The following is a 16,320-nucleotide window of genomic DNA, read 5'->3' on the forward strand; positions in this document are numbered from 1 at the left end:
TAGAATCTTGTTTGCATTCTAACCCATCATCTAGACGGCCCTCCCCTGCGATCGGATTGTCAGCAACCACTACTTCGATGATTCGCCCGGCATGCTCCCCAGGCGCGTCTTCGTAGGCGGCGGCCGGAGCCGCGGATCTCGCCGGCGAAGACACCAGGGTGATGGACTCTTCTGTACACCATCTCCTGCTCGCCCAATCCTCATCCATCTCGGAGAACACAACGCCGAGAAGGCGGATCAGCGACTTCCTGGACGGGAGCGCCTGTACCACGCAGCTGCGGCGTATCGGTTCACGGTTGGCGCGCTCCTGCACGTTGTTGGTGCGCAGTCGACGGTGATGAGGTACTGTCCAGACTCTTGCGCAAATTTCAGCAGGCGGCTGCCGGCCGTCGGCATGGTCACTCGTCCAGCAGTCTATGCAATCCCTTCGGTATTGCATGGGGCTCCTGTAATCTAGATCGCTCTTGATCCTTATGTGTTTTTCACAAGGGAGGAGTTTCTCCATGGGGATAGTTCGATCTTCTCGGACGGCCTTCGGCCGCCCTCGCAGATCGAATCGCTACACCAACAATCGGGACACTACCCGCGAAATCCGTGCAGATAATTGATGATATAGCTGTAGTTAAGCTCTCGTGAAATATCGAGAAGCCCCACATTTCGAGCCCGCGCTAGAAAAAACCCAGCACAACAGCATTAGCAAAAGTCTAGCACAAGATCGATACCCGTCCTTCGACATACCCCTCATCGAGGGCAACACGAAAAAACATCCCGCTACTAGGCACCCGTCATGAAATTTCAAAACTCGAGGAGGTCCCTCCACGCACCGCAAAGCGTCTGCCAAGAATAATGTGATCCTATTATTTCTTTGTTGCCTTTAGTATCTAGTACTATTTCGTCATCCAGTATTGAACGTATTAATCCAGGCAGCTCATCGTATGCGTCATATGTCACATATTCGATGCCCAATCTATCAAGTTCCTTATAGCTTATCCACTTTGGATTCACAAGAATAGAGTCAGAATACAGGCACTCACGAACAGATGATGAAAGCCCATCACTTTGCTGTGCATGCAAAAAAATATCTGTCGCAACGCGAACTTTGGCAATGTCAGCAAGAGGATAACCTTCAGTCAGGACCACATGATCTATCCCGCAGCTCTCCAACGACACCCCAATATCCTCTACATAGTTCTTCGTGGCCCCCGGTATGTGAAGCAATAATTGGACCCTTGCTTTTGCCCCATAGTCTAAAGAGGACAGAGCGTCAATCACTTTGATGTGATTTTGACGCGTCGCCCCGTTGTGCCCGATGGCGATTGTTAGCTTATCTTCGCTCAAACCAATTTGCCGCTTGCTGCCGGCTTTTCCATATTGCCTGATCGCAGAATCAAGATAAGGCAAAGCCAATGTACCAAAATTTGCATGATGAATCTCGGGCGAGTAGCTTTGCCCAAAACGTCTTGCGAACTCATCTGACATCTTCTCAGTTGAAAGGTTAATTCTGTCAGACGCTTCGATAATTCTCTCGAGGAAAAAGGTCTTGCTCTCCCCTAATGCCAAGATATCCGATCCCCAAAACACCGTCACAATTTTGCAGTTTAGCATTTTAAGTGCGGCGATCAAACTTATGGCTCGTACAGAATTTGGCGGATAGTGAACAACGGCAACATCAAATTTAACCCTGTTTTTTGCCAAGAAACGAAACGGCGCCAAAAACGCTGTTGTTTTTTTCAGAAGTCGATTTCCCGAACTCGAGACAAGCTGTTTCAGGGTAACACCAAATTCCTCCTGATACATTCCCTCGATCGCTTCAGTTACTGCGTCATAGGAAATCAAATCAAGGGTATGCCCCAATGGCAGATGAATATTCCGAATGATTTCTTGCGTCCATATCGATGAGGCATTCGCCACTAGGAGCACCTTCATTCCGTTTCACCTGCCAAGTTTAGTCAACATTCCAACAATGATAAACAAAGGTACGCGATACTTCTCGGAAACCCATTTTATGGTACATGTTAATCGCTGGAAGATTGTCGAGCTGAGTTCCCACGCGCGCAGTCTCGCATCCGCGCAAAGAACCAAAGTGATCAATCCCCCTCATCAATTCGGAAGCGATGCCGCATCCCCTAAAATCCTCGTTCACCTTCACCAGCTCCAACGTAACATCGTTATCCACCAAACGGAACAAAGTAAAGCCGGCAACCCTTCTCTCGACTAGCTTTACCGCGAAATACTTATCATCGAAACATTTCGAATTCGCTATCCACTCATTGTAGACATTGAAAGCGTTTCTACTTCTCATGTGGGGATCACGTACAAACTTCGAATACATGTAGTCTTTCTCGAGAACCTTCATCTGAAGAAATAAATCTTCATCCAAATCACGAGAGGGGATGATCCTAAAATCCGACGGCTCCGGTGCCTGTTCAATGCTCTTAGACAGCTGAATATTGATATCCACGAGACGCGCGTGTAGCTCGGAAGTTATTCGATAATTTGTTTCAACAAAATTTCCTGCACACCTAATGCTTACAAAGTCAAATTGATTAATGCGACTCGCAAGGTCGACCAATGCGCCTGAGTTAATATCTTCTTCTGTAAGATCGACCTTGCCACATCGCAAGTTAAAGTAATTACTGTCCCAATCCAGTTCATCAATCATCATCTCTCGCCTCACAGAATCTCTCCTTTTTCATTGGCCGTTACGTGACTTAAAATCAGTTTTCTTTCGATGGCTGCTCCATTCCAGCCCCCAAACCCCCATACGACGCATCACCGAAATAATAATCAATTGCCAGGAGAGTCGTCAGGGCCTGCATTTTCTCCAATGTCGAGGAGTCCCTTATATACGAATCTATCTCTGCCCTCACATAAGAGGGGCAGGTCGGACGCTCCCTGACAAGTTCCTCGTCGATCCATTTTCTGATATCAGCATTCGACTTGTACCAAACATCAAAAGGATTCATCGAGGAAATCGGAGTGCCGCCTCGCATCTTTGTCAACATCCGTTTTGCACCCCTCATGCACTTTTTTAGAAGCCTAGACAGCTTCGTAGACGTAATCTTTGCCCCTTCCTTTTCCCAAACAAATTGCGCAGCTTCAGGGTGCTTTTCAAGTATCCAGCGTTTGTAGAGCTTATGGTTTGCGCGTTTCTCGATGGGAATACTTAGGCAGAAGTTGAAAAAATCTACGTCCAAAAAAGGAGAGGCCACCTCAGTATAATTTCGACGCACGAAATGAGACGACAAAGCTCCGAGAAAACCTCGCGTCTCCAACAGATACTGCTCTCTATCTACATATCCGCGAGTCATCGGAGGCGCAATTCTTTCAACCCTCTTATTCGAATAATTGCCACCGGGTCGAAAGTCGTCTAACTCATCCGCAGAGCCCAAAAAGGAGCCAACTACCACATCTCCCATTTGTCCCGTATGGCCCATGCCCAGGCTATTGAAATTCAATCTCCTCATAAATGACTCGGCGCCTGTAATTCCTGCAACGAGACTCAAACCAAAATTCATCTCAACAATTTGTTTTGCATCAAAAATGAAATTTGCATCATCAAGGGACTTAAAAATGAATTCATTATGGAGATAAGCCGCTATCTCTTGGGCAATCAACTGATCAAGATACTGCGATTGAGAGAACGCGACATTGAGGATCGGAGCGAAGCCCAATTCGTGGGCAACCCACGTTGTCATCCTTGAATCCAGCCCCCCGCTCAGATCACAAAGGTGACCATACCCGTACTCCACATCCTTGGAAAGGCCTCTTAAAACTGCCCGCTGAAAAAGTCGATCCATTTCTTGAATGATTTCCTCATCAGACCAGTCGCTTAGATCTTGAAGATACTCTTTGGGTCGATAATAGCTATCAACCTTCACTTCCCCAAATTTATTGACGACAGCAAACGATCCGGGAAGCAGCCTCTTAATCTCGCCTGCATATGTGCTTTCATCAACCATGAAGCCATAGCTCAACATCATGTACACAGCATCCATGTTCAGCGTTAGGTCCACGCCCTCTTTTGCAAGCGCACTGAGCACATAATTGACCTGTGAGCCAAAAGCAAAACATCCGGTATTATCGGTGTAATAAAAAACAGGGTTGTCTCCATAATGATTAGTGAAAATCACCCATTCTTCTCGTGCCTTGTCGTATAGGGCACCCGAGAACGATCCTCGAAATCCATCAAAGAAAATTCTCCCGTGCTGCAAATACATCGAGGAAACTAACTCTTCGACGGTTTCAACGTCATAATCCACAAGAAGCTCGGCTTTATTTAAAAGTACGCCTTCCATTATGATGAAGCACTCTTTGCCCTCGGCAAAAACCTTATCATGGAGAAACTTATTTAAAGTATTTCGCGCGCAAAATACCCCGTCAATCTGCCATTCATCCGTAACACATTCGTTGTTTCGAAAGTTATCTAACTCTATCTTTCCGAAATTACTTATAAAAAAGCCAGGCATGTTGTTCCTCACTGCAACCATTGATCACGGACATACAAAGTACCACAGCGGTTCCATGGCTGCCTCCCGGCATCAACGTAAAACGCAGATAGCCCATTCAGGCACCATGACAGCAAGCCCCAAGAACACAAAGATCTTGCCATTCTTGCCCATATTCCACTTTATGATTCACACTCACTTTTCGCCAATCCCCCCCTCTCTCTTCTTGAGCAGCACGAAAATATAATAAGGGACACTGCACAAGGCTCCAGCTATCATGGAAAAGGTGTAGGCCCATGCCGCCCCTTCAATTCCCCAAATTGGAATAAGGGCAGCACACGCTGCGCAACACACAAGAAGCGAGATAACACCTGTCGCAGTATTAAACCAAAGCCTTCGTTGCGTAACAAGTAAGTTCCCTGTTGGCTGTCTCAATGCCGCCGTTACAAAAAAACCTATCATTATGATTCGAAAAGCCTGCGTGGCGCTTTCATATTGAGAGCCAAACACAAGAGAGACAATTGAGCCACCGAAAACGCAAAATAACACGACAACTGATCCATAGGCAGCAAGGCCTACCATGGAAAGTTGCAGATACCGAGACAGAGACCACTCTACATCATCCCTGTGTTTCACGAAATAGGGATAGAGATAGGTAACAACCGCACTGGGGATAAAAAGCAGCGCGAATGGAATTGTTGTGGCAACCTTATATTCCGCAACAGCGGTCTCGTTACCACAGAAGAGACCGACAAAAAAAACGCCGACGAGTGTTAAGGCACTTCCAAGTCCATTGTTTATAGAACTTGCAACAGAAATCTTCCAATAAGCTTTCTTGTCAAAATCAAAATCGGCTTCCTCGCCCTCTTGAACACGCAGCCTCATGCCTACAAACCAAGCTATGCTACCGCTCAAAATGTACGCCAGATACTGCCCGACTATCAAGCCAACCACTTGCCAACAGAGTGCGCCAGCAATCGACAGCAGAGCCAATAGAAGAGTTTGAATATTGGTAATAAAAGCATATTGTTTATTATATAATTTTATTCTGAAAATCATAATTCTAATATCGAAAAGAAAAATGACAAATGGGTATAACGCATATAGCCTTAAAAGAAGAGAGCTTTCGGGAAAGCCCATGGGCGCGAATGACGCAATCAGCACAAAAACAGCGAGGAGGAGATCAAAGAGTACCCCCACTTTAGTGGCGTAGCGCAAGACGCTTGCGATCGCTCCATTCGACTGCGCCTCACACCCCAATTGCAGCAATGCTGAAGTAGCACCCAAACCGTTAAATAGAACAAAGAAACTAATGAGATTATACACGTAGGAATATATGCCAAAATCTTCTTTTGACAAAATACGAACAACGACAATGCTAAGCAGCGCTGAAATGATTTTATTAATTGTACCTGCTCCGAAAATATGAAAAAACCCCGTATGGAGCAACCGGCCTAATATTTTTTTCACGACCTGCAACCTATCAATCCACCTCGTCTCACAAGGCATTTCAAAACCAGCGCACTGCGCGTCAGTCATAGACAACATTGCTGATGAGGCTCAAACTCTTTTTGCCGGCAACGCATCCTCATGGAAAGCGAGCAAAGGGCCGCTGACGCAATCCAAAATACCGAAGCAGGCAGATATTTAAACATTGCATACCCGTCACCAAAGAGAGCGTAAATGAAAAAGCCCGTTACAGCACAAGCGGAAAAGGCAACACACGACACTGCCGACCAAGACCCTCTCACGATCTCTTTTTCTTGAAGAACAATGATTGATCTAAAAAGAGAGAACACCGCAATGAAAAACATAGCGACCCCGGCGAAAAGACCCGCCGAATAGGCAACTTGAATGAATACATTATGAGCATATGTATGCTCATAAAAGCGCCATCCGGAAACAACCTGCTTTGTCTCGGATTCATGCCCCAAAATATCAATATCCTGCATAAAGGAAGCAAATATTCCCAGTCTTCCCGAAGAAAAGTCATTGATATTGCCGTCAGACATCCCCTTGGAATAGCGCGTCGAAACGCTCTCCACCATCGCTTCTAACCCATTTTCGACATTGGGGCTTACAGAAGCTACCAATGCATGCTCAGATGTAACGCCAGCACATGTTTCTAAGGCGTGCTTTCCAACGGTAAACGCACCCACGGTAGCTGAGCTTGCAATTACGAATACCAGCACTCCAGTGAGTAGACCATTCCAAATGGTTGCAGATCCCCCTGTCTCGTTTTTGCGAAAACGCGGAAGCCGCAACAAAAGAACCAGCACAACGATAATCTGAGGAACCAGAGAAAGCTGCGTGGTTCTAGAACCGGTCATGATACTCATTATCACCACCAATGCGATGCTGGCAATATGTAAATACTGATAACCCTTGTTCTCCTTTGCAGACTTGACAAGAAAATACCCAATGCAAGGCATTACGGAGGTAAGAATGTATCCAAATTCGTTTGGATTAGAGAAAATGGCGGAATATTGAATATCAGCCTTATAAGGAGGACCGAAAATAAAAGACACCGCAAGGAGTATTACGAACGCGATATAAAACCCTTTCGATAGTTCAAAAACAACTCGCTCAGCGCCAAATCTTTGAAATACGGCATAAGCAAGTGGTATCACCAGACAAAACGTTACCGCATAAAATAAAAAGGTAATTTTTACAAACAAAATAAAGGTGAGTAGGAAAGAAAAACCTATGACTTCAACAGCAATTAACCAGCAATTAACCAACGGTGTATCAATGATGAATTTACAGACTAAATAAATTTGTTTTGAAAAAATTACAAGAAAGATTACTAGCGCAAAAACCCAGTCATAGCCATTCGGTACAGGAAGAGGCAATACCGAACAGAAGAAGAAGAGCACCCAGAGGACAACAACAGCCGAGCTGTTTCCTTTTTGAGCAGTGCTTCCATATGCCATTCTGCCAGCATTACCCATTATAGGCCACCTCTAACTTCTTACCTGGTTCAAAACTTCGGCCGCATAAGCTGCGCGAGCCTCCCAAGTATTGCGAACAGCAGCTTCTTTGCAAAACCTTTTCATTTGCGCAACTTCATCAGGATCTGAAGCAAGACATTTGATTAGCCTTAACAGGCTTTCCTTGGAATAGTCTGTCGTCCAGCCGCATTTGTTACTCTCTACGAATCGACCAGCTGATGTATCGCAAAGCGACACGACTGGAAGCCCATGCTCAATATATTCGAAAAGCTTAACTGGCATACACAGCCGCCGATACTGCGAAGGCTCGAAAAAAAGGAGGCCCACATCCGCCTTATCGAGCATGGCTTTCATTTCGTCACCCTTCAGATGCACAACACTTATTCGCTCATTTAGATAAGGCTCGTAGTGCTCCCTTACTTTACACCATTCATTTTCACGCACACAAAGGGTGAGTTGCACACGCTCCAGCTCACGGACAACCCCGAGAAGCATCGTCATGTCATACGCATCCCCCACTGTGATGCAGCCGACGTAGGCCAACTTGAGGATTTCGCCGCCGTTCGGCAGCGCACAAAGATCACTTTTCTTTAACGGCTTCGAGACGGCGGTTCCGGAGGGCAGGGGGCACGTGCTGAACTCCTTTAGGCCGCTCTGGAACAGCGACGCGAACTCGTAAGACGGGACGAACAGCACGTCGACGGCGCTTCTGTACTGCATTAGGTCATACCGGAAGAGCGGAACCGAGATACGGCCCTTGATCCCCTTTTTGATATGGGCATACTCCTCTGAGAGCCAGTAAGCATCACGATAGAACAGCCCAACAGGAACACCACGAGAACGGCAAAACCTCATGAAAGAGAAGTCCATGAAGGGATGTCGGGGAAGGTGATCTTTGTCCGTGAGCATCGTCGGCATAGTCTCCGATTCCGAGTAGACGAAATCGAAGGCCACACCGTCGTCGATAAGCCTTCTTGCCTCCCTGATGCGCTCAGCCCTGTGATTCGACTCCCCGATTATCTCAAAGACATCGTATCCGTTGTCTTTGAATCCCTGGAGCATCTTACCGGGACGAATGTTCGTGCCACTGGGCCGATTGATAGGATCTGGCGTAAATGGCAGGTGGAATATACATCTTTTTTGGCTCATCAAAACTCCTTGCTCACGATCATGCCCCCTATCCCGCTTTCCGTCGATGGCCCCTTTCAGCGGGAAAGCTGTTTAAAAAAACTCGGGTAGCAGTCCTGCGCGAAAAAAGCAGCCCCCCATGCCTTCCGCGCGCGTTTTGACAACTGTTCGTATGCATCAAGGCTAAAGCGCTGGTTCAGGTATACACGCACAGCGTATGCGTCTACTTCATCCAGCAGCAATCCCCCGGCTGCATCGCAAACAATCTCGCCGTTTCCGCCTACATTACGAGCAATGGCCGGAACACCCATCGACATAGCCTCCATTATGGACACGGGTATGCCCTCGGAATCACTGAGGTTTACGAAGAAGTCAACATCATATTTCTCGAATACAGATGCGAGCTCGCCGTTGTCGACATGTCCCAGAAACTCGAAAGACCCAGGCCTCAGTTTCGACGATGCATATTCCTCAATCTCACTCTTCTTGTCCCCGTCTCCAATGTGAACCCAGAAAACAGGAAGATCTATCTTTTCGAGAACATCCACGATAAGGTCGAGTCTTTTGACGTCAATAACGGCGGAGCAGCTAGCTATGCAAATCAAATCTTTCGGGCGCACCTTCTTCACATAGTCGAAGGGGCGTGTCCCCAAATGACTAATCATCAAACTCGCACTGCCGTCGCCCCATCTTTCTGCGAAATACCTCATTCCATCATCTGAAATAAAATGAATTTCATCTAGAGAATTCGACAAAAAACGTCTGAAGGGGAGATAGTTTGCAGCATTTTGCTCTTCATATAAATCGTATCGATGGGCCCTGGACACTGCTTTTCCCAGTCCAAATTTGAATTTCAGCCTGCAAGCAGCATAGGCGCCCCGGGAAAGCCAAAACGAGTACAACACCGTGGGCTTGTCAGAAATCAACTCATCGCAGTAAACTCGCTCTACCATGTCAGCCCAGACGAGATAGAGAAGCATATATCCCAGTTGCTTCGGGTTTTTTCCTTTCGCTTCGTTCCTTACGGTTTTATCGAGCAAGAGTCTTGGTAGCGAACGAAAAAAAGCCGATATCCCGAACATGGGGACAATATGGTATTCGAGCTCGAAGACCCGGGCCAGCTCCCTGCATTCATCCTCGTTTCCCGGATAGGCGAAGACAATCACCTCGTCAAACTCCTCTTTCAGATAGGGGAGCTCGTTTCGGAAAAAAACCCCGTCCATTTGTCCAGGGAATGCAATAAGCCGTGTCCTTCTATCCGCGGGCATGAGACACCGAACCCAATATAATCTTGCAATGCTCGTCCATATTGCTGACCAGTACCGCGCCTAAAGAACTTCGCAAAGATTGCAGGCTGCGCTCCGCGCATCTCCCTCGCCCATGTAAGGCCCCATGGGCAAACTCAGCACAGTGGCACACAACCGCTCAGTAACCGAGCAACCGCCAGGAGAAACGATGCAAGCATCTCCGAAAGCTGTCTGCTGGTGCATGGGCTTAGGATAATACACCATAGTAGGTACACCTCGCTCCTTAAGCCGAGCCTGGAGATTGTCACGATCGGCGTCCCCAGGCAACTGCACGGTGTACTGTGCCCACGAGCTTGTATAGCCATCGGGCACACGAGGCAACACGAGACCTGAAGCAGCCAGAACTTCGTCGTAGAGACGCGCCACCCCGTTCACCGCAGCAATCTCCACGTTCACGAAAGCGTCCAACTTTGCCAACAAAACAGCAGCCTGGATGGTATCCAGACGGCTGTTCATTCCAATACGCACGTTGTCGTACTTAAAGGATCCTTTTCCGTGGACGGCGTAGCTGCGGATGAGCGCAGCCCATTCGTCGTTGTCAGTGAATACCGCTCCCCCATCGCCGTAGCAACCGAGCGGCTTGGCGGGGAAAAAGCTCGTCGTGGAAATGTCACCGAACGAACAGGCCATGACCCCGCCGATGGCACCACCGAAACCCTGAGCGCCATCTTCCAGCAGCTTCAGGCCGTATTTCTCGCACAAAGGCCTGAGTGCCGGATAGTCGGCGGGCAAACCGAACAGATCCACCGACACCACGACAGAGGGCACAAGCTTACCCTCGTCACGCACGGCCACCACAGCCTCTTCCAGCTTTGCTACATCCACATTGAACGTGGACTCATCGACATCAACGAACACCGGAGTCGCCCCCACGGCCGACACCACTTCGCCGCTGGAGAAGAAGGTGAAGTCGGGCACGAACACCGCGTCCCCCGGGCCCACGCCCCAGGCCATCAGCGCAAGTTGCAACGCATCGGTGCCGTTGGCGCAAGTAATGCAATGCTTGACGCCCACATAGGTGGCAAGACGCTCCTCCAGCTCCCGCACCTGAGACCCGGAAATATAGCGCCCTTCCTCGACAGCATTGAAAATCGCCTGGTCAATCTGAGGCTTTAGCGCCAGATACTGAGCTTTCAGATCTCGGAACTGCATTATCGCCCCACCTCTTCCAGACCCTTATCGGCCTCGCGGTAAACTCGACCGCAATCTTCGCAAGCCAGCCCCGCACCAAGCAGGGTACCGCACTCACACACCCATCCCTTGCGCTTGGCGGGCACGCCCAGCATGAGTGCATGGGCCGGCACATCGGATACAACAACGGCGCCCGCGCCGATGAGAGACCACTCGCCCACCTCATGGCCACAGACAATGGTGGCATTCGCTCCGATGGAAGCCCCCTCGCCTACCGGCGTAGCCTTGTAGCCGACTCTGCCCTTGGGATACTTCGCGCGCGGCGTCAGATCGTTCGTGAACACACAGGAGGGACCGCAGAACACGTAATCGGCCAGCGTCACGCCCTCGTAGACGGACACGTTGTTCTGAATCTTCACGCCGTTGCCGATTTTCACGTTGGAACCCACGTTGACATTCTGGCCCAAGCTGCAATGGCGGCCAATCTCGGCACCGGACTGCACATGGCAAAAATGCCAGATCTTGGTGCCCTCACCGATAACGGCACCCTCATCGATATAAGAACTCTCGTGAACGAACACGCCTTCCATTAGAACTCCCCCGCCATATCAGTACTAGCGAAATTGTCCAGCGGCAATGCCACCGGCTCGCCCGTCTTCTGGCTCTTGTAGATGGCGAGCACCATCTCCAGCGCGTTGCGGCCGGCCACGGCATCCACATAGGGCGCTCGATCATTCTGAATGGCATCCACCACATCAGCGTAGAGCAGGGTGTGACCGTTGCCGTACACGTTGGAGGTCTGCTCCTCCAGGCCCTTGTTCGCTGCGTCGGCCTCGGTCTCATCAGCGAAGTCCCACACATCAATGTTGTTGGTGGACGTGCCGCCGATCTTCACCGTACCGTTCTCGCCGAAAACGTATAGGGTCTCCTCCAGGTTCTTCGGATACACGTTGCTGGTGCCCTCGATGGTGCCCACGGCGCCGTTGGCAAACTTGACCACGGCAACGCCCACATCCTCGGCCTCCAAATAATCGTGGAAGCGCTGACGCGTTGCGCCGTACACCTCGACCACGTCATCGCCCATCATCCAACGCAAAAGGTCGATACCGTGAATGCACTGATTCATCAGCGTGCCGCCATCCTGCTCCCATGTGCCGCGCCAAGGCGCCTGGTCGTAGTAGCCCTTGCCGCGGTTCCAACGCACATGAATGCTGCCATGGGAGAGTTTTCCGAAGCGATCGGCCTCGATAGCCTTACGCAACTGCTGAATAGCCACATTGAAGCGATTCTGATGACAGGCAGAAACCTTCACGCCCTTCTCGTCGGCACGACGAACGATCTCGTCGGCGTCAGCAATGGACATAGCCATGGGCTTCTCAATGATGAGGTTTTTTCCCGCATCGATGCAATCAAGAGCAATCTGGGCATGCTTGCCACTCTCGGTGGCAATGGCCACTAGCTCGATCTCAGGATGATCGGCGAGCATCTGCCGATAGTCGGCATAGCGCCCAGCATTGGAGAAGTCGCCGCAATCGGCCTTCTCCAGCATAATGTCGAACTTCGAGTCGTCCACATCGCACAGCGCGACCAGATCGAGGCTGTTGTTCGCAACCGCCTTCACGTGGTTCACCGCAATACGACCGCATCCGATAATGGCGCACTTCATAGTTGTTGCCTTTCTGCCAATTCCACAACGCAACTCGCAATCCGCTCCGCGGCCTTGCCGTCTCCAAAAGGCTGGTAGCCCTCGTCGACGCTCTGGGGCACACTCATCGCTGCGAGAATAGACTCCCGCGACGGTTTCGCCAAAATATTACGACCATCAACCATAGTCTCGGGCCATACCTCGAAATCGAGCACCGTCGTGCATTTCACACCGGCGTAGAATGCCTCGCGCTGCAATCCGCCAGAATCAGTGACAACCTGCTTGGCGTGATTAACGAGATAAACACTTTCCAAGTAGCCCACTGGCTCAACGAAAAGCACGTTCGAGAAGTCGCCACCGCCCTCGACCCGCTGGCGCACAGCGGCGCGATTGCGCGGATGGACCGGATACACTGCCGGCGCATCAAGAGCGCAGAGGGCATCCAGCAGGCCGCCGAGCGCTTCCTCGGTGCCCGCATTTTCCTCTCGATGACAGGTGACGTAATAGAATTCTGCAGGCAACTCCACCGCTTCACCATCGAGAATGCTCACCAAGGCCGGCTGCTGAGCCGCAGAAGAATAGTGCACGAACGCATCGTACATGGGATCACCCGAAAATTCTGCCCGAGCGCCAAGATTCTCCTTTTGCAGATTCTCAAGATTATCTTTCGTACATGCCAGCAGCTTGGTTGCTACATGATCGGTACAGATTCGGTTGATCTCCTCAGGGTTTGTAGCCGAATGCGTACGCGCCCCTGCCTCAACATGTACTATGGGAATATGGAGCTTCGCCGCAGCCAGGGCAGCGGCCAGCGTTGAATTCGTGTCCCCATAGAGCAGCACAGCATCGGGTCTGCGCGCCACCATCTCCGACTCCAGCGCCTCCAGCATACGCGCCGTCATCTGGCCATGAGAGCCTCCCGACACGCCCAAATTAACCTTAGGCTCGGGAATATCAAGCTCGTCGAAGAAAGTCTGAGACATATTCGCATCGTAGTGCTGCCCCGTATGAACGATCTCCTCCCCAACGCCCTCGATGCTCTCCAAAACATGGGAGACGACCGCAGCCTTGATGAACTGCGGTCGCGCCCCCACGACGGTCATGATCTTGACAGCCAACTACAGCACCTCGATATTGTCACGTACTTCAACGTCCTTCATGGCGTTCTTCGTATCGAAGATGGCCTTGGCGTGCTGCTGCACGAAATCGTAATCCACATTCGTGTGGGCACAAGTCACCATCACCAGATCGGCATTGGCCAGCGCCTCTTCAGTCAACGCGGGAATGGACTGCTTGGTGCTACCCTTGTAGCGATACTCGGCCACCCACGGATCATAGAAGCTCACGTTCGCACCGCGCTTCTCCAGGCACTCGATCACACGGAGGGCCGGGCTCTCGCGATAGTCGTCAATATCCTGCTTATAGGCCACGCCCAGCACCAGCACATCGGCACCCTTCAGCGACTTCTCGCTCTCATTCAGCACGCGGGCGGCGCGATCAACGCAATACTCGGGCATCTGATCGTTCACCATCATGGAGGACTCGATCATCGAGGTGTGGAACCCGTACTCACGCGCCTTCCAGGAAAGGTAGTAGGGATCAAGCGGAATGCAGTGACCGCCCAAACCCGGACCCGGGTAGAACGCCGTGAAGCCGTAGGGCTTCGTCTTAGCCGCGTCGATGACCTCCCACACGTTGATGCCCATGCGATCGCACAGCATGGCCATCTCGTTCACCAGACCGATGTTCACGTTACGGTAGGTGTTCTCCAAGATCTTCTCCATCTCGGCCACCGCCGGGCTGGATACCTTGGTCACGCCGCCCTCGAGCACTGACTCGTACAGAGCCGCAATGCAATCCAGCGCATCGTCGCCAATGGCGCCGACTACCTTGGGAGTGTTCTTGGTCTTGTAGATGAGATTACCCGGATCAACACGCTCAGGACTGAAACCCAGATAAAAGTCCTCGCCGCAGGTCATACCGGAGCCCTCTTCCAAGATGGGACGGATAAGCTCCTCCGTGGTTCCCGGGTAGGTAGTAGACTCCAACACCACCATCGATCCCTTTTTGAGATAGGGTGCAATGGCCTTAGCAGAAGACTCCATATACGAGGTGTCGGGCTGCTGATGCACATCAAGTGGCGTGGGCACGCAAATGGCTACGAAATCGCACTCGCCGATGCGAGAAAAGTCAGTAGTAGCTTCAATCATGCCGTTGTTCACGAGCTGCTGCAAATCCTCGTTCACCACGTCACCGATATAGTTCTCGCCACGATTAACCATATCGACCTTTTCGGCCTGCACATCGATACCCACGGTCTTGAAGCCGGCCTTGGCCTTCTCCACGGCAAGCGGCAGACCCACATAACCGAGACCTACGGTGCCACACACCAAATCGCGAGAGGCGATCTTGCCCAACAACTCTTGCTTGTTCACTGTTCCTCCTTGGTAATATCCTCAATGATCTCAATGAGGCGGTTCGTATGGCTAACAAATGAGTATAACTCAGCGGTGCTGCGAGAATTCTCTCCCCACCGTTTTAACGAATCTTTATCGGAGATCATCCGACGAATCTGCTCGGCAAATTCCTCAGGACCGGAGAACGACCGCTCGACACCGCAATCATATTTGTTGATAATGGAATAATTCGATGGCAAGTTCGATAAAACAGGCTTCCCGCTAGCCAAGTAATCGAACAGTTTATTCTGGCTCATGCCATACCGAGACAGATTAACCTGCATCGACGAATAGAGCAGGAGCAGCAAGCGCGCCTTTTCTAAGCTGGCTGGTATCTCGCGTTTGTCTATTGCGCCGGGAAAGGAAATATTGGAAAGCCCGCGCTCGCGCACCTTTTCCCTCAAATCCTCCAGCTCATCACCAGCGCCCAAAGCAACAAACTCAACCTGATCGTCATTCTGCATGCACTCGGCAACATCGACCAAGTAACCAATGTTGTTCGCTTTTCGCACTGAGCCGGCGTAGATGATCTTAACTTTGCCGTTGTCTGCAAGTTCGCTCACCGGGCATGCGAAGGCGCCAGCGTTTTCGTGGAAGGCATCCAAATCAATGCCATTGTTGATATGATGCACCTTAGCGAGGTCGATCTTGCCACCGCTCTCGATATCCCACCCCTTGTCGCGAATATAATCTCCGCCACCTTCCATAGAGAAGATGATCGCATTGGCGTTCTCGTAGTTCTTCCGCTCAAGCACATACATAGCCTTGGCGATGGCACCGCCGGGCTTGATGATGTCGTACTCCTCCAGGGACAACGGCCACAAATCGCATATTTCGCAAATGCTCGCAGCCTGGTACTTTTTCGCAAACCGGTTGGCGAGCCACGGTGACAGCGGGTAGCCGTTCGAGCCCAGAATCACATCAGGTTTTCCGTACATCTCCACGAAGGTGTCGGCGTACTTGTTGAGACGCTTGTGGAACTCGAAGATCGACAAAATGCGCTTCTTCATGCTCTCACCGTAATCTTTGATGCGAATATAGACAAAGGGGAAGCCGTACGAATCATCCACTTTAAACGGAGCATCATCCTCAATCATCTGGATGGCGTTTCCGCGTTCACGGCTTGCCACAAACACCACAGGGTTATAGCCCCGCTCTTTCAGATGCTTCGCGAACCAGAAGTGACGATTGTGGGGCCCATGCTCAGGCAGGCAGTTGTCGATCATGATCGTCCAGATCGTTTTCCCGGACACG

At 50.5% G+C, this 16,320-nt stretch carries 13 protein-coding genes and 1 pseudogene; all 14 read right to left on the reverse strand.

Annotated features, from left to right (window positions below):
* Positions 1-49 precede the first annotated feature (49 nt).
* Positions 50-340: pseudogene (locus VIN30_RS11540) on the reverse strand (transposase); the annotation flags it as partial.
* Between the two features lie 455 nt (positions 341-795).
* A complete protein-coding gene (locus VIN30_RS04570; protein ID WP_338209643.1) occupies positions 796-1,911 on the reverse strand; it encodes a glycosyltransferase family protein in 1,116 nt (371 codons plus the stop codon).
* Positions 1,912-1,945: 34 nt separating this feature from the next.
* Positions 1,946-2,677, reverse strand: coding sequence for a GNAT family N-acetyltransferase (locus VIN30_RS04575; protein WP_338209645.1), 732 nt, complete (start codon positions 2,675-2,677; stop codon positions 1,946-1,948).
* 40 nt (positions 2,678-2,717) lie between these two features.
* Positions 2,718-4,469, reverse strand: a complete 1,752-nt coding sequence (locus tag VIN30_RS04580) for an asparagine synthase-related protein (protein WP_338209647.1) — start codon at positions 4,467-4,469, stop codon at positions 2,718-2,720.
* 174 nt (positions 4,470-4,643) lie between these two features.
* A complete protein-coding gene (locus tag VIN30_RS04585) occupies positions 4,644-5,987 on the reverse strand; it encodes a lipopolysaccharide biosynthesis protein (RefSeq protein WP_338209649.1) in 1,344 nt (447 codons plus the stop codon).
* The gene (locus VIN30_RS04590; RefSeq protein ID WP_338209650.1) at positions 5,984-7,399 is read right to left on the reverse strand and encodes a hypothetical protein; all 1,416 of its coding nucleotides are present in this window, start codon (positions 7,397-7,399) and stop codon (positions 5,984-5,986) included. Before VIN30_RS04590 ends, VIN30_RS04585 begins: the two co-directional genes overlap by 4 nt.
* Positions 7,400-7,411: 12 nt before the next feature.
* On the reverse strand, positions 7,412-8,548 hold the full coding sequence (locus tag VIN30_RS04595; RefSeq protein WP_338209652.1) for a glycosyltransferase family protein: 1,137 nt from the start codon (positions 8,546-8,548) through the stop codon (positions 7,412-7,414).
* Between the two features lie 56 nt (positions 8,549-8,604).
* Positions 8,605-9,795 (reverse strand): glycosyltransferase, encoded by a 1,191-nt coding sequence (locus tag VIN30_RS04600; RefSeq protein WP_338209654.1) that lies wholly within the window; start codon positions 9,793-9,795, stop codon positions 8,605-8,607.
* A gap of 60 nt (positions 9,796-9,855) precedes the next feature.
* A complete protein-coding gene (locus VIN30_RS04605; RefSeq protein ID WP_338209656.1) occupies positions 9,856-10,986 on the reverse strand; it encodes a DegT/DnrJ/EryC1/StrS family aminotransferase in 1,131 nt (376 codons plus the stop codon).
* Entirely contained in the window at positions 10,986-11,555 is a 570-nt protein-coding gene (locus tag VIN30_RS04610) for an acyltransferase (protein WP_338209658.1), read from the reverse strand. The genes VIN30_RS04605 and VIN30_RS04610 overlap by 1 nt, the downstream gene beginning before the upstream one ends.
* Positions 11,555-12,631 (reverse strand): Gfo/Idh/MocA family protein, encoded by a 1,077-nt coding sequence (locus tag VIN30_RS04615; protein WP_338209660.1) that lies wholly within the window; start codon positions 12,629-12,631, stop codon positions 11,555-11,557. The genes VIN30_RS04610 and VIN30_RS04615 overlap by 1 nt, the downstream gene beginning before the upstream one ends.
* On the reverse strand, positions 12,628-13,728 hold the full coding sequence (gene wecB, locus VIN30_RS04620; RefSeq protein ID WP_338209662.1) for a non-hydrolyzing UDP-N-acetylglucosamine 2-epimerase: 1,101 nt from the start codon (positions 13,726-13,728) through the stop codon (positions 12,628-12,630). Before wecB ends, VIN30_RS04615 begins: the two co-directional genes overlap by 4 nt.
* On the reverse strand, positions 13,729-15,045 hold the full coding sequence (locus tag VIN30_RS04625; RefSeq protein WP_338209664.1) for a nucleotide sugar dehydrogenase: 1,317 nt from the start codon (positions 15,043-15,045) through the stop codon (positions 13,729-13,731).
* Positions 15,042-16,319 (reverse strand): glycosyltransferase family 4 protein, encoded by a 1,278-nt coding sequence (locus VIN30_RS04630; protein WP_338209666.1) that lies wholly within the window; start codon positions 16,317-16,319, stop codon positions 15,042-15,044. The genes VIN30_RS04625 and VIN30_RS04630 overlap by 4 nt, the downstream gene beginning before the upstream one ends.
* Position 16,320 lies beyond the last annotated feature (1 nt).

It is taken from the genome of Adlercreutzia wanghongyangiae (assembly GCF_035989245.1).
Lineage (GTDB): Bacteria > Actinomycetota > Coriobacteriia > Coriobacteriales > Eggerthellaceae > Adlercreutzia > Adlercreutzia wanghongyangiae.

Coding starts and splice junctions, on each gene's coding strand:
- VIN30_RS04585 (WP_338209649.1), bottom strand. CDS start 5,987: ATGACTGACGCGCAGTGCGCTGGTTTTGAAATGCCTTGTGAGACGAGG.
- VIN30_RS04580 (WP_338209647.1), bottom strand. CDS start 4,469: ATGCCTGGCTTTTTTATAAGTAATTTCGGAAAGATAGAGTTAGATAAC.
- VIN30_RS04595 (WP_338209652.1), bottom strand. CDS start 8,548: ATGAGCCAAAAAAGATGTATATTCCACCTGCCATTTACGCCAGATCCT.
- VIN30_RS04590 (WP_338209650.1), bottom strand. CDS start 7,399: ATGGGTAATGCTGGCAGAATGGCATATGGAAGCACTGCTCAAAAAGGA.
- VIN30_RS04610 (WP_338209658.1), bottom strand. CDS start 11,555: ATGGAAGGCGTGTTCGTTCACGAGAGTTCTTATATCGATGAGGGTGCC.
- VIN30_RS04605 (WP_338209656.1), bottom strand. CDS start 10,986: ATGCAGTTCCGAGATCTGAAAGCTCAGTATCTGGCGCTAAAGCCTCAG.
- VIN30_RS04600 (WP_338209654.1), bottom strand. CDS start 9,795: ATGCCCGCGGATAGAAGGACACGGCTTATTGCATTCCCTGGACAAATG.
- VIN30_RS04615 (WP_338209660.1), bottom strand. CDS start 12,631: ATGAAGTGCGCCATTATCGGATGCGGTCGTATTGCGGTGAACCACGTG.